This is a genomic window from Sporosarcina sp. Y838, from assembly GCF_056786515.1.
Genome location: NZ_JBXCJD010000001.1, coordinates 40584 through 58747 on the forward strand (window position 1 = coordinate 40584; position 18164 = coordinate 58747).

Annotated in this window: 20 protein-coding genes; 14 read left to right on the forward strand and 6 right to left on the reverse strand. The window is 42.9% G+C overall.

Features of this window, described 5'->3' with window-relative positions; translation table 11 throughout:
* Positions 1-51: 51 nt before the first annotated feature.
* Both AC1TO4_RS00180 and AC1TO4_RS00185 read right to left on the reverse strand, forming a co-directional pair.
* On the reverse strand, positions 52-1506 hold the full coding sequence (locus AC1TO4_RS00180; protein ID WP_482103658.1) for a carbon starvation CstA family protein: 1455 nt from the start codon (positions 1504-1506) through the stop codon (positions 52-54).
* Between the two features lie 811 nt (positions 1507-2317).
* Complete coding sequence (locus AC1TO4_RS00185; RefSeq protein ID WP_482103659.1) at positions 2318-2989, reverse strand: LytTR family DNA-binding domain-containing protein; 672 nt, start codon at positions 2987-2989, stop codon at positions 2318-2320.
* 227 nt (positions 2990-3216) lie between these two features.
* Here AC1TO4_RS00185 and aceA point away from each other — a divergent pair, with 227 nt between their 5' ends.
* From aceA to AC1TO4_RS00205, 4 genes are all read left to right on the forward strand, one after another.
* On the forward strand, positions 3217-4503 hold the full coding sequence (gene aceA / locus AC1TO4_RS00190; protein ID WP_482103660.1) for an isocitrate lyase: 1287 nt from the start codon (positions 3217-3219) through the stop codon (positions 4501-4503).
* Positions 4504-4526: 23 nt separating this feature from the next.
* Positions 4527-6137: a malate synthase A gene (gene aceB, locus AC1TO4_RS00195; RefSeq protein ID WP_482103661.1), complete on the forward strand. Its 1611-nt coding sequence runs from the start codon at positions 4527-4529 to the stop codon at positions 6135-6137.
* A gap of 44 nt (positions 6138-6181) precedes the next feature.
* Positions 6182-6310, forward strand: coding sequence for a protein YhfH (locus AC1TO4_RS00200; RefSeq protein ID WP_482102098.1), 129 nt, complete (start codon positions 6182-6184; stop codon positions 6308-6310).
* A 154-nt stretch (positions 6311-6464) separates the two neighbouring features.
* Positions 6465-7631 (forward strand): pyridoxal-phosphate-dependent aminotransferase family protein, encoded by a 1167-nt coding sequence (locus AC1TO4_RS00205; protein WP_482103662.1) that lies wholly within the window; start codon positions 6465-6467, stop codon positions 7629-7631.
* A 147-nt stretch (positions 7632-7778) separates the two neighbouring features.
* Here the strand turns inward: AC1TO4_RS00205 and AC1TO4_RS00210 are convergent, their stop codons facing one another.
* Positions 7779-8657 carry a glycerophosphodiester phosphodiesterase family protein gene (locus AC1TO4_RS00210; protein ID WP_482103663.1) on the reverse strand — a complete coding sequence of 293 codons (879 nt, stop codon included), beginning with the start codon at positions 8655-8657 and terminating at the stop codon, positions 7779-7781.
* Positions 8658-8809: 152 nt separating this feature from the next.
* On the opposite strand from AC1TO4_RS00210, the gene AC1TO4_RS00215 reads away from it, so the two are divergent.
* The 8 genes from AC1TO4_RS00215 to AC1TO4_RS00250 all read left to right on the forward strand — a co-directional run bounded on the left by AC1TO4_RS00215 (position 8810) and on the right by AC1TO4_RS00250 (position 15938).
* The gene (locus AC1TO4_RS00215) at positions 8810-9943 is read left to right on the forward strand and encodes an ABC transporter ATP-binding protein (RefSeq protein ID WP_482103664.1); all 1134 of its coding nucleotides are present in this window, start codon (positions 8810-8812) and stop codon (positions 9941-9943) included.
* Positions 9940-10842, forward strand: coding sequence for a carbohydrate ABC transporter permease (locus tag AC1TO4_RS00220; RefSeq protein ID WP_482103665.1), 903 nt, complete (start codon positions 9940-9942; stop codon positions 10840-10842). The genes AC1TO4_RS00215 and AC1TO4_RS00220 overlap by 4 nt, the downstream gene beginning before the upstream one ends.
* Entirely contained in the window at positions 10839-11657 is an 819-nt protein-coding gene (locus tag AC1TO4_RS00225) for a carbohydrate ABC transporter permease (protein WP_482103666.1), read from the forward strand. Before AC1TO4_RS00220 ends, AC1TO4_RS00225 begins: the two co-directional genes overlap by 4 nt.
* Before the next feature lie 43 nt (positions 11658-11700).
* Positions 11701-13062, forward strand: coding sequence for an ABC transporter substrate-binding protein (locus AC1TO4_RS00230; RefSeq protein WP_482104030.1), 1362 nt, complete (start codon positions 11701-11703; stop codon positions 13060-13062).
* Between the two features lie 184 nt (positions 13063-13246).
* Positions 13247-14935, forward strand: a complete 1689-nt coding sequence (locus tag AC1TO4_RS00235; RefSeq protein WP_482103667.1) for a methyl-accepting chemotaxis protein — start codon at positions 13247-13249, stop codon at positions 14933-14935.
* Positions 14936-15118: 183 nt separating this feature from the next.
* Positions 15119-15301, forward strand: a complete 183-nt coding sequence (locus tag AC1TO4_RS00240; protein WP_482102091.1) for a hypothetical protein — start codon at positions 15119-15121, stop codon at positions 15299-15301.
* Between the two features lie 259 nt (positions 15302-15560).
* Positions 15561-15722, forward strand: coding sequence for a hypothetical protein (locus AC1TO4_RS00245; protein ID WP_482102090.1), 162 nt, complete (start codon positions 15561-15563; stop codon positions 15720-15722).
* A 48-nt stretch (positions 15723-15770) separates the two neighbouring features.
* Positions 15771-15938 carry a hypothetical protein gene (locus AC1TO4_RS00250; protein WP_482103668.1) on the forward strand — a complete coding sequence of 56 codons (168 nt, stop codon included), beginning with the start codon at positions 15771-15773 and terminating at the stop codon, positions 15936-15938.
* On the opposite strand, the gene AC1TO4_RS00255 is transcribed toward AC1TO4_RS00250, so the two are convergent.
* The 3 genes from AC1TO4_RS00255 to AC1TO4_RS00265 form a co-directional block, all read right to left on the reverse strand.
* Positions 15910-16083 (reverse strand): hypothetical protein, encoded by a 174-nt coding sequence (locus tag AC1TO4_RS00255; protein ID WP_482103669.1) that lies wholly within the window; start codon positions 16081-16083, stop codon positions 15910-15912. The genes AC1TO4_RS00250 and AC1TO4_RS00255 overlap by 29 nt on opposite strands.
* Positions 16080-16286, reverse strand: coding sequence for a hypothetical protein (locus AC1TO4_RS00260; protein ID WP_482103670.1), 207 nt, complete (start codon positions 16284-16286; stop codon positions 16080-16082). The genes AC1TO4_RS00255 and AC1TO4_RS00260 overlap by 4 nt, the downstream gene beginning before the upstream one ends.
* Before the next feature lie 143 nt (positions 16287-16429).
* Positions 16430-16573, reverse strand: coding sequence for a hypothetical protein (locus tag AC1TO4_RS00265; protein ID WP_482103671.1), 144 nt, complete (start codon positions 16571-16573; stop codon positions 16430-16432).
* Between the two features lie 221 nt (positions 16574-16794).
* Here AC1TO4_RS00265 and AC1TO4_RS00270 point away from each other — a divergent pair, with 221 nt between their 5' ends.
* A complete protein-coding gene (locus AC1TO4_RS00270; protein WP_482103672.1) occupies positions 16795-17898 on the forward strand; it encodes a glycosyltransferase in 1104 nt (367 codons plus the stop codon).
* Positions 17899-17923: 25 nt separating this feature from the next.
* Positions 17924-18118, forward strand: a complete 195-nt coding sequence (locus AC1TO4_RS00275) for a hypothetical protein (RefSeq protein ID WP_482103673.1) — start codon at positions 17924-17926, stop codon at positions 18116-18118.
* Positions 18119-18164 lie beyond the last annotated feature (46 nt).

Sequence of the window (18164 nt, forward strand, 5' to 3'; positions counted from 1 at the left end):
CGTCGAAGTGACGATCAAGGAGTCCTGTTTTTTCTATCGGTAGAGTGTCAGTCACTTTTTACCGAGTCCATCTTCAAAAACGATTGGTTTCAGCCCAGATTCAGCAGCCGCAAGCTTTCTTCTGAGACCGATAAAGAATGCGATTATAATAATCACGGTAATGATTCCGGCGATTATATAGGCTATATCCATTGGTAGACGGAAACCAATTTGAGCGTTCAATATATAGGTGAAAGTTGTCATGGTTATGAATGTCGCAGGGATCGCTGCAATCCAGTAATTTTTCTTCTGCAGAGCGAGATACATAGCACCAATCCACAGTGCAATCATTGCCGTGGTTTGATTGGCCCAGGCGAAGTAACGCCATAGTATATTGAAGTCCATTTGTGTCAGAACGACGGAGATGGCAAACATAGGCAGTGCAATCCATAAGCGACTACTGAACTTTCTTTGTGCAATGCCAATGTAATCTGCGACAATCATGCGCGCACTTCGGAATGCGGTATCACCGGAAGTGATAGGTAAGACGATTACGCCAAGAACTGCAATTGTTCCTAAGACTGCGCCAAGTGTTGTCATTGATACTTCTTTGACGATTCCAGCAGGTCCGACAGTATCTAGCAAAGCACTTAAATCGGTTCCGTGAAAAATGGACATCGCTGCCGCTGCCCAAATCATCGCGATGATCGCTTCCGCAATCATCATTCCGTAGAAAATATAACGTCCTTGTGATTCATTTTGAGTTGTACGAGAAATGATGGGTGACTGCGTAGCGTGAAAGCCTGATAAGGCACCACATGCAATGGTAATGAAGAGAATCGGGAAAATCGGTAGTTTATCAGGATGTAAATTTGCAAGTGTAAGTTCAGGGATAGGGTGACCTTGAATAATAATGGCGCCCCCGATGCAGACCGTACTGATTAATAGAATCAATCCTAAAAACGGATAGAGCCTACCAATGATTTTATCAATAGGAAGTAGTGTAGCTAACAAATAATAAGCAAAAATGATGACGATCCAGATTCCAACTGACATCCAGCCTTGTGTTAAATCTCCTAGTAACGCGGCTGGTGCTGTTACAAATACCGTTCCGACCAGAATTAATAATAGTAAGGCAAACGCATTAACGACATGTTTGAATACTTTCCCAAGAAATTGACCGGCAAGTTCAGGCAAGTGGGCACCACGATTTCGTAGTGAAATCATTCCGGTTAAGTAGTCATGGACAGCGCCTGCGAAAATGGCTCCGAAAACAATCCATAAGAAAGCAACCGGCCCGTAAAGTGCACCCATAATTGGCCCGAAAATAGGACCTACACCCGCAATGTTTAATAATTGAATCAGCGCGTTTTTCTGTTTGCTCATTGGTACATAATCTTGCCCATCCGCTAGCGTATACGCTGGCGTTTTACGACGTTCCTGCATGCCGAATACTTTCTCCACGTACTTGCCATACGTGAAATAAGCGGCAATCAACAGTGCAATCGACACAAGAAATGTAATCAATTCTACTCCTCCTTTTTTGTTGGTCGTGTTGTTGCAGTGATAGATTGTAGTTGAACTTAGGTTCGATGGCGGTGACTGTCACCCAATAAATTGTCCGAGCTATTTATTGAATTACCGAATCCGCGAATATCAATCCTGATGCAGTGATAGTTCATCTTTGGGAGATGATTGTACTGGTATTCGAACAATTTATGATTTGCAAGTGAGCTGTGGACAAACCGAATCGTTCTAATCGATGTCGGATAAAAATATTCAACATGAATGCTCACATTATTCTCTACTTTCAAGTAAGAACCCCTCATACCTCCAGGACTTTATTCGATTCGGTTCATTACTATATGAATACGCAGGGGCTGTTATTCAATGGGACATAATTCATTGAATAACTATTTGGTTGCTTCGAAAAGGTTGTGTAATCGATTATAAAAAGATGGGAGTGGGGGATAATAGGTTGCTTTTCGGGATGGTGCGAAAAATCCCAGTATTTCAATAGCAAGTGTGTTACGTTTTAGCAAAATTAGTGACATGTTTATCCATATAACATTTCCGGCCGTCCAATGCCTGCAGGTGAGCGCCAAACGCCCGTAGAACCGCCCGAATGTCGCCGGTGACCGCCCAAACGCGCTGTCGTACCGCTCAAAACTCGCCTGCGACCGCCCGAATGCGCTGTCGTACCGCCCAAATCTGTCCGTCAACCGCCCGAACCCGTTGTCGTATGGCTCATAGCTCGCTGTCGATCGCCCGAAATCGCCGTCGTACCGCCCAAAGCTCGCATACAAACGTCCAAACCCCTCAACCACCCACCAACAACCTAAAACCCAAGTGCCTTCCTCACCTCCGTCACATACGTTTGGCTGACGGGTAACTCTGTGCCATCCCTCAACGTTAATAATAGATTCGAAGTGATGTCCTTGGAAATACGTAAGATGGCTGGAATGTTCACAATGTAAGAGCGATGGACTCGCATAAAGTTTTTTGGAAGCCTTAATTGTAAATCTTTCAATGTATGCTTGGTGCTGTACTGTTCGCCGTCCACGTAAAACCAAGTTTTCTTTTGTAAGCTTTCTATATAGGCAATCTCATTGATCGGAACAGGGCTCCAGTCTTCATCCTGTTTACCTGTCAGGAAACGGAAGGGTTCATGGCGGTGTACATGATAATTCGGAGGCAAGATGACGATTAGCGCACCAGGTTCACCAAGCAGGTCAATGGGATAGCCGATTCCATAGTAGGGAACTCCGAATGACAAGTTATCCATGATTGTGTCCACTTTAATGCGGTCATGAATCACTTTATCTGCAAGGCTCCCAGGCATAACGGGCTGACCTTCTTTCAACTGGATATCGTGAACGCCTTCAACGTAATAAATGTAATGACCGCCAATGGCAATCGCGACGGCAGCGTCTTTTGGGACCCAGTCACCTAATATTGAAGCATACTGTTGTAATACATCTCTAGCAATCTCCACATTTTCCTTCACCACATCTGTTTCCCCCTTTATAATCTATTAATCTAAAACATTCAGAGGATTTCGTCGACTCTAAATCAAGTTCATCCCGAAAAAATATCATTTTGTCGGAAAGTACAGACAACTTCGGTGTTACTGTTATATATTACTGTATAACAACTGCGGCTGTTATGAAACAGTACAAAAGCATTAATTTCATAAATAGCTGACCGTTAAAAAAATTGGAAGGTGTGACGTTTGATATGACTAGACAAAAGCAGATTGAGCAATTGGAAAAAAGTTGGGCAGAGGATAGCAGGTGGAAAGGGATTGAACGTCCTTATACTGCGGAAGAAGTTGTGAAACTTCGTGGATCCTTTTTGATTGAACAAACACTGGCAACTAAGGGTGCAACACGTTTATGGGATTCATTGCATGAAGAAGATTACGTCAACGCACTTGGTGCGCTGACAGGTAACCAGGCTGTACAACAAGTAAAGGCTGGACTTCAAGCAATCTATCTAAGCGGCTGGCAAGTGGCAGCAGATGCAAACCTTTCGGGCCAAATGTATCCTGACCAAAGTTTATATCCCGCAAACAGTGTACCTTCTGTTGTCAAACGTATCAACCAAGCACTTCAACGGGCTGACCAAATCGACCATTCAGAAGGGCGAGACGATGGATTTGACTGGTTCGCACCAATTATAGCGGACGCTGAAGCAGGATTCGGTGGACCTCTTAATGTATTCGAATTAATGAAAGGTATGATTGAAGCCGGAGCAGCAGGCGTTCACCTGGAAGACCAACTTGCATCTGAAAAGAAATGTGGACACCTAGGTGGAAAAGTTTTGCTTCCTACACAAAATGCGATTCGTAACTTAGTGGCTGCAAGACTTGCGGCAGACGTTCTCGGCGTACCAACTGTTCTTATCTCACGTACAGATGCAGATGCAGCAGATATGGTTACAAGCGATATAGATCCAGTAGATGCTAAATTCCTAACTGGCGAACGGACACCTGAAGGATTCTACCGGACAAAACCTGGTATCGACCAAGCAATTGCACGTGGATTGGCTTACGCGCCATATGCCGACCTTGTCTGGTGTGAAACGTCCCATCCGTCCCTTGAAGAAGCGCAACAGTTTGCAGATGCAATCCATGCGAAATTCCCTGGGAAAATGCTTGCTTACAACTGTTCACCTTCATTCAACTGGGAAGCGAATTTGGACGAAGCAACGATTGCTAAATACCAAGTGGAACTCGGGAAGATGGGCTACAAATTCCAATTCGTCACACTTGCAGGTTTCCATTCATTGAATCACAGCATGTTCAACCTTGCGCATGACTACAAAGACAATGGCATGGCGGCATACTCGAAACTGCAACAAGCTGAATTTGCGAATGAAGAGAAAGGCTACACAGCAACAAGGCATCAGCGTGAAGTTGGAACGGGCTACTTCGACGACGTGTCACAGATCATTTCAGGCGGCACATCATCTACGACAGCTATGAAAGGCTCGACGGAAACCGCACAATTCGTTAATCAGTGAACAATCGGAAATCGGAGAGGGTGATGAAACTGTCAACGAAAGCCAATACAGCTCATACGATAAAAGTCATAGGTGAACTGGACGCTGAAAGTGAAGGGATATTGACTCTGGAAGCACTGGAATTCCTACAATCTCTTCATACTCATTTCGATGAAAGACGGAAAGAACTCTTAACGAAACGAGCACAGCGTCAAGTGGAAGTGGATAATGGGGTACAACTTGATTTTTTACCCGAAACCAAAGCGATACGGGATGGGGAATGGACAATTGCGCCCCTTCCTAGCGACTTACAGGACAGACGGGTAGAAATTACGGGACCTGTTGGACGGAAAATGGTCATCAATGCATTAAACTCAGGCGCAAAAACATTCATGGCCTGTTTTGAAGACGCAACTTCCCCAACTTGGGCGAACATGTTGGAAGGCCAGCTCAATATGATAGATGCCGTCCGCAGAACGATAGAGTTTGAACAGCCATCCAATGGAAAAACATACAAATTGAATGAAGAAATTGCCGTTTTGATGGTTCGACCGCGAGGATTACATTTATTGGAGAAAAACGTCTTGGTTGGCGATGAACCGATTGCAGGAAGTTTCTTCGACTTTGGGCTTTACTTCTTCCATAACGCAAAGGAATTAATCGCACGTGGATCAGGACCTTACTTCTATCTACCGAAGCTCGAAAGTCATCTAGAAGCCAGATTGTGGAACGATGTATTCATTTTTGCACAGCAGCAACTTGGTATTCCCCAAGGAACAATTCGTGCAACCGTGTTAATCGAAACAATTATAGCGGCATTTGAGATGGACGAAATACTTTACGAGCTTCGAGACCATTCAGCAGGGTTGAATTGCGGGCGCTGGGATTACATTTTCAGCTATATTAAGAAGCTGCGCAATCAGCCGGATGTCATTTTGCCGGATCGAGGCCAAGTGACGATGACGTCGCCATTCATGCGGGCATACACATCGCTCTGCATTCAAACTTGTCACAAGCGGAATGCCCCGGCAGTCGGGGGGATGGCGGCACAAATCCCGATTAAAAATGATCCAGAAGCAAACGCTGCGGCATTTGGCAAAGTAAGTGAAGACAAACGCCGTGAAGCGACTGACGGGCATGATGGAACGTGGGTGGCGCATCCAGGACTTGTCGCAGTAGCGATGGAGCAGTTCAATGCGCATATGCCAACACCGAATCAGATTGACCGTAAGCGGGAAGACGTTCATGTAACCGCAGCGAACTTACTCGAAGTCCCAGAAGGAACAATTACAGAAGAAGGCCTGCGAATGAATTGCAGTGTGGGCGTCCAATATATCGCCTCTTGGCTGAGAGGAAATGGGGCGGCTCCAATCAATAACTTAATGGAAGACGCGGCAACAGCAGAAATCTCAAGATCCCAAGTTTGGCAATGGATTCGTCATCCGCAAGGAAAACTTACCGATGGCCAAGACATTTCAGAGAAATTAGTTATGGAAGTATTGAAAGAAGAAGTTGCATTAATTCAACAGCAAGTGGGAGAAGAAGCATTCCGTTCCGGTAGATATGAAGAAGCCGCTGAACTGTTTTCCTCATTGATCGTGCAAGATGACTTCGTTGAGTTTTTGACACTGCCAGGTTATGAAAAATTAGTATGAGGTATAAATAAAGGCCAACTATTATGAGAGTGGAGGAGATTAATATGCAAACAAACAAAAACAGGAAAGAAATGCCGAAAAAGATTTGTCGGGAATGTGGCTGTGAAATTGTAGAGAAGGTCGAGTCTCCATTGTTCGAGTGTGAACGATGCATTGGTTTAAACGAAGGATGACAGAATGGCGGCTCAATTCCTTAAAATAGGATAGAGCCGCCATTACTATGGAAAATGTATACACAATTTCGACAAGGATAGAGGACTTTTACAACATATATAGAAGTACTACTAGTGGACGTTAAACAATCTAAAGAAATGAGAGGGATACTTAATGCGAAACGAAGAAATGCTTTTGATACCCGGACCGACGCCAGTCGTCGATTCCATTTACGATGCGATGGCAAGTGAAACGAGAGGACATACAGATCCTAGATTTGTTGCCATCTATAAAAATGCAATCGAGCAGACAAGAGAATTACTTAAAACCGACGGAGAAGTATTCGTCGTTGCTGGATCTGGAACGGTTGCAATGGAAATGGCACTCGTCAATACTGTCGCTGCCGGCGAAAAGATATTAATCGTTAGTCAAGGCTTCTTTGGTGACAGGTTCATAAAACTAGGCCAAGCTTTCGGGATTGAAATAGACGTTCTGCAGTCCGAGTGGGGCAAGCAAGTCACTCCTGAAGTAGTGGAAGCGAAACTGGCCGAAGGAACCTATAAAGCTGTTACAATCACACACGCCGATACATCAACAGGTGTCGCAGCTAATCTGGATGCGCTTGTTCCCATTATAAAAAAACACGGGGCACTTGTCATTTTGGATGGTGTCTGTGCAACGGCTGCGATGGAAGAAGATATGAGCAAAGGGCATGGCCAACCGGACTATAAAATTGACGTGATTTTAACAGGTTCTCAAAAAGCAATTGGCGTGCCACCCGGACTTGCAATTGCCGCTTTCAATAAAACAGCTTTGGACGCAAGAGCGCAAATCGAACGCGTTCCAGCTTATTATTGCGATATCTATAATTGGATTCCTATCATGAATGATCCATCGAAATATTTTGCAACACCGCCTGTAAACTTGATTTATGCCTATGATGAAGGAATGAGACTCGTCCTTGCAGAAGGGTTGTCGAACAGAATTGTACGCCACACGGCATTCGGAAAGGCAGTGCGTGCAGCACTTTCTGAATACGGCATGAAAGCATTAGCACAAGAAGACGTTGCAGCGTCAACTTTGAGTTGTATCCTTTACCCGGAAGGCGTTAACGATGCCGAGTTCCGCGCAGCACTCGGTAAAAAAGGCGTCATTGTCGCTGGTTCGCTCGCTCATTTAGCAGGCAAAGCATTCCGCATCGGGCATATGGGCAATACGACGGAACAAATGCTCGAAAAAGCAATCGAATTAATCGGGGAAACGTTGAATGAAATCGGTCATTCTGTAGATATCCAAAAAGCGGTTGAACGGTTTAAAGAAGAAGTGAAAGTGGCCGTTTGATTAAGAATTAATGTGGGCTATCCTATAATGGGATAGCCTTTTTTGTTCTGGAAATCGTACGAGTGCACGAATCCACCTCGCGACCGCCCGAAAACGCTCATCAACCGCCCGAATCCCCCTATGCAACCGCCCAAAACACCTACAAATCTAGTATGTATTCATGGAGTACCCTGCTTCATTCCTAACCCTAACGGCGATATCGGGTTTATCTGTAAATACGCCATCCGCACCCATCCTTAGAAGGGCTCGGATTGTATCTTCATCATTAACGGTAAATGGATGAACGTCCAGTCCTTCCTTGTGCAGTGTTTCAACAAATTCCTCTGTTACTGCGTCAGCATTCAAACCTACACCGGATGCATACACTTCAAGTTTACGTAACGCTTTTTTTGAAAGGTGCGCAGCTTTATCGAACGTGTATAACTTGATTAGAGGAATAGAAGGTTCCATGGCAGACACTTTTTTCAAGCTCTTCTCACTGAAGGATTGAATGATCACTTTTGGCATTATTTCATTTTGATCAAGGAGGTCGTGAGCACGAAGTTGTTGGATCAGTTCATTTTCAATGCCCATGTTGTTTACAGGAGATTTCATCTCAATATAGTAATTAACTTTACTGCCAAAATGTAGCAATATATCCTCCAGTTCAAGGACTTGTAAATCTTTATATCCCGGAGAGGCATAACGGGGGTTCTTTTCATTAAAATCCTCGCCAGGCGAATAAAGATCGAGTTCATCCATCGTAACGTCAGCAACTGCTTGTTCGGCATTGGGAAATGCCACGATTGAATCGTGGAACGCGACAAGTGTGCCATCCTTCGTCATTTGTAAATCAAGTTCAATGTAGTCCGCACCCATTTCAACAGCCATTTCATAGGCAGTTAACGTGTGACCGGGCGCATAGGCCGATGCTCCGCGATGCGCAATGACAAGGAATCTATCTTCAGGTAAAGATACGCGTTCTGCAGAGGATATCATGCAACCGGATAACGCTAAAAGGAGTAGCAGCATCGTCATTTTTTTCATCGCAATCGCTCCTTCTTTGTTTTAGCAATGTAAATAATTATAAAGATTCAGTAAATAATGAATGGCAAGTTGTCTACTTATTGTAGGCTATACATATAGATAGGAGAAACCGCTAAAGGTAATTGGATTATGATTAGAAAGGAATTGAATTTGTGAAAAGAGTAGAACTTATTAATCTATCTAAATCTTATGATAAACAAACTAATGTTATTTCCAATATAGACGTAACAATCGAGCCTGGCGAGTTTTTCGTTCTCGTCGGACCTTCTGGATGCGGGAAAAGCACGATGCTACGGATGATTGCAGGACTTGAAAGTTGTACGAGTGGAACACTGAAAATCGGCGATCAGGTAGCGAATCATTTATCACCCGATAAACGTGACCTTTCGATGGTGTTTCAAAACTATGCACTCTATCCACATTTGACAGTCCAGCAAAATATCACATTTGGGCTTGATGTGAAAAAAGTGAAGAAAGTGGAGCAACAGGAAAGAGCAGCTGAAGTGGCGCAAATGCTGGGGCTAAGCGATTTTTTAAAAAGAAAACCCCGTGAATTGTCAGGCGGGCAGCGGCAACGGGTTGCACTTGCCCGTGCGATTGTCAGTGAAGCACCAATTTGTTTGATGGATGAACCACTTTCCAATCTCGATGCAAAACTGCGTGCACATATGCGTACTGAAATTAGAAGGATTCAACGAAAGCTTGGAATTACCATGATTTACGTGACTCATGACCAAGTTGAGGCGATGACGATGGGGGATCGTATTATGATTCTCCATGAGGGGGAAATTCAACAAATCGGAAAACCGATTGAGATTTACAACAATCCTGCCAATCCTTTTGTTGCAACGTTTATCGGTTCCCCACCCATGAATCTGGCGAACGCTGATATAGACAAAAAGGCATCTGAAATCGTAATCGGTGATGTATTACGTTTGCCCATGCCTCCTTTGAAAATGAGTTATTTCCCCATGCCTCTGCTCACTGCCGGTATCCGTCCCGAACACTTACGCCCGGCTTTAAAAGAGACGCCGGAAGAGGACAAGTTTTATGTAGACGTTACAAACGTTGAAGTGTTAGGCAATGAGACCGTGTTTTCTTTTACACTAGGTACATATGAGTGGATGGCAAAATGGAGTGGACAATGGCAAATCGAGATTGGAGATAGACTTCCAATTCTTATTAATTACGATGCGGTATGCCTCTTTGACGCTACATCGGGCGACTTGATTAAAAAGCCTACGAACCTTGGAAATGTCGTATTCGGTAAAGAGGTGCTGATATGACCGCACTAGAAAAACCGGGGTTTTGGAAAAAAACAGCGAATGTGAGAACTGCACTTCTTTATTTATTGCCATCTATCATTCTCTTTTCTGTATTTGTATTCTATCCGATGTTCAGGACAATCTATTTAAGTTTCTTTCTAACGGATCAAAACGGTAATGCTGCAATTGGAGTCGGTTTTGAGAACTATGCCTATTTAATGGAGTCGACAGCATTTATCAACAGCATGAAAGCAACCGGTTTATTTGTCTTATACACGGTACCAATTGGCATTCTCTTAGCCTTATTTTTCGCATTATTGGCGAATGAAAAACTGAAAGGCATTGGTTTCTTTCGGACATTGTATTCATCGACAATGGGGATTTCTGTAGCTGCATCATCTGTTATCTGGTTGTTCATGTTCAACCCGAGTATGGGCATGTTCAATCGGATACTGAGCATGTTGAATTTGCCGCAAATCCAGTGGCTGCTAGATCCAGAGTGGGCACTTCTATCCGTTTCCATTTCAACGATTTGGATGAATATCGGATTCTCCTTCCTGATTCTACTTGGAGGGTTACAAAATATAGATGAACATCTTTATGAGAGTTCCCGAATTGATGGGGCGGGTTACTATTATAGGTTGAGGCGTATTACGCTTCCGATGCTATCGCCCACATTATTTTTCATCATTACCATTTCGCTCATCAATGCATTCCAGTCATTTGGACAAATTGATATTTTGACACAGGGCGGTCCGTCGACTTCGACAAATCTCATTGTCTATTCCATTTACCGCGAAGCTTTCGTCAACTATCAGTTTGGAACGGCAAGTGCACAGGCGGTTGTTCTATTCATCATTATCCTTATTGTGACGATTCTCCAATTTAAACTAGGAGAAAGGAAGGTGCACTACCAATGACAACAAGCCTTCCGAAAAAGATTTGGATTTATTTTCTGCTGATTGTTACATCATTTCTTGTGTTCTTCCCAGTCATGTATGCTTTTCTGATTTCCTTTATGACGGGCCCTGAACTTTTACAAGGGAAGTTTCTACCGCAGTCATTTAGCCTGGATAACTATTTTAAAGTGTTTGACAGGTTGCCCTTGATGAATTACCTATTGAACAGTTTCATAGTTTCAGTGAGTGTCATGATGGGACAGCTTGCAGTATGTAGTCTTGCTGCATATGCATTTGTATTTATCCCATTCAGAGGGCGTGATTTCATATTCTTCCTGTTCATCTCGACAATGATGATCCCTTGGGAAGCAACGATGATTCCGAATAAATTCACCATCCAAAAACTGGATTGGCTCAATACATATCAAGGGTTGACGCTGCCTTTCTTCGCACTGGCATTTGGCACATTCCTGCTGCGTCAGCATTTCAAAACGATACCAAAAGAAATGCACGAAGCTTCACAAATCGCCGGTTTAAGTCGATTTGCATTTTTTAGACGTGTTATCCTGCCTATGTCAAAAACAAGTCTCGTGACGTTAGGTGCATACGGCTTTCTGACGACATGGAATATGTACTTATGGCCATTGCTCATTACGACAAATAAGTCCGTGAGAACTGTCCAAATCGGCTTGAAACAACTACAGTCGCAAGAAACGGGAACAGAATGGGGGGTGGTCATGGCAGGCGTGATTATAGTAATCATTCCTACATTATTATTGTTATTTATTGGTCAGAAGCAGTTACAGAAAGGTTTATCTCAAGGTGCTTTAAAATGATCTTGGCGAATATAAAAAAGGGGTGCTTAGTGTGAAGAAAGTGTTGAAATCATCGCTATTTTGGATTCTTATAATGAGTTTGGCAGTTTTAGCGGCATGCACGAACAGTGATAGCGATACGCAAGACGATGCGGCGGAAACACCTGAACCTGAAACGGGTGAAGAAACGACTGTAGAGGATGAAAAAGTATCCATAGAATTTTGGCACGCAATGTCCGGTTCTGGGCAGGAGTCGCTTGATGCAATCGTCGAAGGATTCAACGAGTCACAAGAAAAATACGAAGTGCTCGCTGAATTCCAAGGAACGTATGAAGAATCTCTGACAAAACTGCGTGGAGTTGGCGGGACAAAAGATGCACCTGCCATTACGCAAGTATTTGAAGTCGGTACGAAATATATGATTGACAGTGGCTACATTGAGCCAATCCAATCATTCATTGATAAGGATAATTATGATCTTTCTCAACTTGAGGAAAATATTTTAAACTACTACAAAGTCGATGGAGAGCTGTATTCAATGCCATTCAACTCATCGACGCCAGTTATTGTCTACAACAAAGAAGCTTTCAAAGAGGCTGGTCTAGACCCTGAAAAAGCTCCCGAAACATTCTCTGAAGTAATCAGTGCTGCAGAGAAACTGAAAAAAGGTGAGATGTATGGATTCTCCATGCTGACGTACGGATGGTTTTTCGAACAGCTCGTTGCAACACAGGGCGGATTGTATGTCAATGAAGAAAATGGCCGTGCGGGAGATGCGACAGAAGCACTCTTTAACGGACCAGAAGGACTTAACGCTTTCAACTTCTTAGATACGATGAACAAAGCCGGTACATTCGGCAACTTCGGAACAAACTGGGATGATATCCGTGCAGCGTTTGCTTCTGAAAAAGTAGCGATGTATATGGATTCATCAGCAGGCGTTGCAGGTGCTATTGCTACTGCGCCATTTGACGTAGGCGTTGCATACATTCCCCACGCGGATGAAGTGAAACGAAACGGGGTTGTAATTGGTGGTGCTTCGCTTTGGATGTCTAAAGGAATAGATGAAAAAGACCAAGAAGCAGCATGGGAGTTCATGAAATATATGACGACACCGGAAGTACAGGCAAAATGGCATCTGGATACAGGGTATTTCGCCATTAACCCGAAAGCATATGATGAAGAGAGCGTAATTGAAAAGTGGGCAGAATTCCCACAATTCAAAGTGACAGTCGATCAGTTACAAGATACGGTTCCAGGTCTTGCGACACAAGGAGCGCTCATTTCAGTCTTCCCGGAATCACGTCAACAGATTGTAACTGCTTTGGAAGATCTTTACCAAGGGGGAAATCCTCAGGAAGTCCTTGATCAGGCAGCAGAAGGAACGAACCGTGCAATGGAAATCGCTAACAAAACGAAACAATAGTCTAGTAGAAGATAAGCCCCTATTCGTGTAAGAGCGAATAGGGGTTTAGTATGCTGTAATTGTACATTTGTGTGGATTTCGAGTTGAACAAAGAAGTCGTTATTGAATATCCATTAATTACATATGAGTGATGCTTTTATCCATCAATAGATCTAGATAGGCTAAAAGATCGTGAGGGGAAATAATGAAGTTCACAGTAGCGAAAAAACTATGGTTTGGTTTTTTAACAATTTTGGCATTACTCGTCATTGTGGGTGGGGTAAGTTTATGGGCTTCCATACGACTGGATACAGATTACAAGTATTTACTGGATGACCGTGTAAAAAAAGTGAATTTAGTAGATGAATTCATCCTAAAGCACAATGAAATCCAAGATGAAGTACGAGGTTTCATGTTGTTCAAGGATGACGTGCATCTGGATGCGCGTCAAGAACAGATTAACCGCTATAACGAATTATACGATGAATTGTCAACCATGCTTCGTTCAGAAAAAGATCGACAGTCATTGGAAGAACTTAATGCGGCACGAGCAAAGTTTTTAACCTTACAAGATACAATCGTTGAAAATATTCAAGCTGGAAATGACCGGAAAGCAACTGAACTAGGAAGAGCATCGATAAATGTGGATGTTGTTGTATTGGAAAATGCCGAGAGTATCAAAGGGGAACAATTTAAGGCGTTGGAAAAAACCCGCTCTGAACTGGAAAGTTTCGTGGCAGGATTAAAATTATTTGTCATTTGTATGGTTGTGTTTTCTGTGATTGCAGGTTTTGTCATATCTACAATTATTAGTCGCAATATCTCGCGTCCTGTCAAGGTTGTGACAGAGGGGTTGAATGAGATTGCGAAAGGAGATCTAACAATTGATCTGCTAGAAGTTAAGAATAAGGACGAAATTGGCGATATGGCAATTGCTTTCAATAAAATGGGGACAGATATAGCGAATATGGTGCGGAAAATTAACGTTTCCGCTGAACAATTAGCGCTCCAATCAGAAGGGTTATCGGCAAGTTCCGAGGAAAGCCTAGCAACCTCTGAAATGGTTTCCAAAACTGCTGAAAGTCAGCTAATGGGCAGTCGACAACAACAAGGAATTATCTCGCAGTCGAGTACTTCTATGGAAGAACTTTCGTTAGGCGTTGCGGAGATTGCAACCAACAACGAAGAAATGTTAAACGCTGCAGAATCTGTATCAAAGTTAGTCATAACCGGTTCTGGGGTGGCTGCGGAAGTTTCGCTTCAAATGTCGACAATCCATTCGACAATTCAAGAGTCAACTAAGATTATGGTGGAAATGGCACAGCATTCAAATGAAATTCAGAAGATAACGACACTCATTACCACAATTGCGGAGCAAACAAACTTGCTTGCATTAAATGCTGCAATTGAAGCGGCGCGTGCAGGGGAATATGGAAAAGGCTTTGCGGTTGTGGCGGAGGAAGTTCGGAAACTGGCGGAGCAGTCAAAGACGTCTGCTTCGGAAATTGGATCGATGGTAACGATGATTCAAGATGCTTCAAAACGTGCTGTGACTTCCATTACTTCAGGTAGTGAGCGTGTCGATGTTGGTATTGCTGCAACTGAACAATCACGTCTTGTCTTTGGGGAGATTCAGGATGCAGTCGGCGACGTTGCGACTAAAGTCGAAACGGTTTCAGCTGCAATCGAGGAAATTCAAGCGATGGCTGAAGAAGTGAGCCGTGGATCATATGAGATAGAACAGTTAAGCAGCACAGCAGCTTCGTCTGCAGGTGATACAAGCGCGGCTACAGAAGAACAGTTAGCAGTCAATCAAGAAATCGCCGCAAGCGCTCAAGCGCTTGCACAACTGGCTGAAGACCTGAAAACGGAAATGAAGCATTTTAGTGTGTAATTAGCAATCTTTAAAGCGAATAATAAATGAACATGCACTCTAATTGTTGGATATGTCCAACAATTAGAGTGCAGTTTTTTGTTGTTTGCATTCTTCATTAGAATAATCGTTTTAAATGAAAAGAGTGAAGAACAGGGATTAGGGGTATGTCTATAGTATATAAATAGTAAGGAGCTGAATGCATTGACGGAGAAAAATCAGCGAGATCCGAAAAAAGAAGAGGATCAAAATGCGAGCAATGGATTTACAGGAATGCCAAGTGAAAAGCCATTTCCGGACTTCGAACCAAAAATGAGCGAAGAAAAACACGTTGAACAATTTGAAGAAACCTCCGAAAATGGTCGAACAGATTCCTCAGAAAAATAATGAATTTACGGAGTCTCTTGGTTTTCAAAAATGAAAAAAGCGGTCTCACTCAACAGGAAAGGGGAGAGAGACCGCTTTTTATTGCATTGTGTTTTTATAGCTATTATTCTTTCTACACTTGTTTACTATTATTAATAAAGTTCGAAACGATTTTAGCAACGTGTTCGCGTGTAGTTGACTGACCAGCCATAAATTTGCCGTCCGTGCCTTTAACAATCCCGAGTCGAAAGAATCAGGCGGTTTCCTACATATAGCAGGCATGAAGCTTGTTTTCGATGGAAAAGCTGAAACGTTCGCAGATCATATGAAGTCTGTTTGGACAATCGATTCCACAATTGAAGGACGTATTCTAACTAAAGTACCTTACAGCGATGTTGCTTATGATAGCTGGGCATATCCGTACGTATCTGATCTATATTAACGAGGAATCTAAAAAGGCACTAACACAACGTACGGTTCTGAAAAAATAATGACACGTGCTCAAGCTGCTTCATGGATTGTTCGCGCGCTCGATTTGAAAACGACTGGTACTGTAACGTTCAGTGATATTAATAACTATGCTGCAGATACAATAACAGAAATTTCAGCGGCTTACGAAAATGGACTTATCAAACACCACCGTTTTGGAATGCGATAACGGTCGATGGATCAATTTCTTTTGCTTTTGCCAGCATCCCGTCAGTAATGAGATTGCCAAGGTTCGTTTCTCCCGCACGTACACCGCCGAGATCAGGCAGACCTCTTAGGAATACGCCTGCAGACGCGCCAGTCGGTTTTTTCATCGTCTTCTGACTTTGTCAGCGAATTGCTTACGGATGGTCGCTGCGCCTTCATCTATGGCGGTATTTTCACCACCGACAGCATGGAGTACACCGTTGTAGTCTTTAATAACGCCTTTTTCATCGAATGTAATGTCAAGTTGGGCTAAGAATTTGTTGTACTCATTGGCCTGAACGATTAGGACAGGTTCAATGTCTTTATTCACAACAAAAGGCTCGTACAGTTAAACGTGCGTATGGTCGCCTACAATTACATCGATGCCTGGTACATTCTTTTTCAGCATTCACTTCTCTGATGATGTCATTGTAGATTTTTACCGTTTTCAGCATTCGTTTCAGCTGTTTTGGATTATAATCCTTCGAAAAGTGAATCTGACGAGAAATTAGTGTTTGCGCTAATGAACGGGAATTCTACACCTATAATGAAATCCGCTAATGCTTTGTGTCCATCAGCGGATCCATCGAGGTCGAATTCATGGTTGCCGATTGTCATAGCTTCGTAACCCAATAGCGCTCTATTAACTTATAAACCTATGAAAAACGCCATCTAAACGGGTTTCAAACCCATCAGTTGGCTTTTTTTTTCGTAAAGTAATCATGTTTTTTGTTATATTTACTGCTGGGAGGTCGAAAGTCGGCTGATATGGTATAATCATTGAATGAAAAATAATGACTCAGCTTGTATGGTTATTGAAAGATGGGATGAGATTTTAAATGAAAAATAAATCGAAAAAAATTGTGGTATTCAGCAATATGTACCCGTCGCTGCAACATCCGACATTTGGTTTGTTCGTGAAAAATCAGGTTAGGCTTCTTCAGTCAACCGGTCTTGATGTCGATGTGGTCGTAAATCAGAATCCTGGTCGTGGGAAAGTAAATGCATTGAAAAAATATACCTTATGGTTTTCTCGTTCATTTTTGTATTTGACAAAAAATCGCAAGTCTTTGGCGTTAACACATGCGCATTATGCTTTTCCAACTGGACTCCTTTCATTGATGGGGAAAAAGTTGTTTGGTATTCCTTACGTAGTGACTGTTCACGGTGGAGATATTGACAAGATGGCTGCAAAAAGTCAGCGTATTGCTGACATGACAAAAAATATCTTGCAGCAAGCAGAAGCGGTCATCGTTGTAGGAGACAAACTTCGTGAGGATGTGACAAATCGCTTCGAGGTTCCAGAGGAAAATGTACATGTCATGAGTATGGGGATTGACACATCCGTTTTTAGTTATATGTCGAAAGAAGAGGCGCGAGAAAAGTTATCTCTTCCTATAGAAGAGAAAGTACTGTTATTCGTCGGAAATGTGATTCGAGAAAAAGGGCTTCTAGAGATCGTCGAGGCATTCGATTCACTAAAAATGTCATTTTCAAATAGTAAATTATATATAATAGGGTCGCAGAAAGATGCTCGTTTTTTTGAAGAGTTACGTTCATTCATCCGTGAAAAAGACGTTGAAGATATCCACTTTAAAGAACCGCTAAGTCAAGCGGATTTAGCAATCTGGATGTCGGCTTCAGACGCGCTGGTACTGCCTTCGTATCATGAAGGCTTTGGCTTGGTTGCACTGGAAGCGATGTCTGCAGGAACAAAAGTAGTCGGAACAAATGTCGGTGGACTTACATCTCTCTTGTCAGATCAAGCTGGAATTTTAGTAGAACCAAAAAATGCGGATTCCCTAGCAGAAGGTCTGTGGAAAGCACTGGATGGTGATTCGGATGTGATTAATGAAGCGGTCGTGCAGTCAAGAATTTCAGCACACTCCTTTGAAACGATTGTAGAGCAATTACTGTCGATTTACCGAACGTCTGGGAAGTAACTAGAAAAGTTCAATGAGTAAATTAATGAAAATTATCGGCGCTGTCGCAATCATTAACATCTTCGATAGATTGTTTGGTTTTCTTCGGGAAGTAGCGATTGGCAATCAATACGGTACTTCGAAGCCTGCGGATGCGATTATTACAGCCTATACGATACCGAATTTCATATACCTTGTTGTTGGAGGGGCTTTGACTTGTAAAAAATTTACGGACACATAGGGCTTTATCCGAAATTGTCGAATGATAGACAGATATAAAAGCCGAG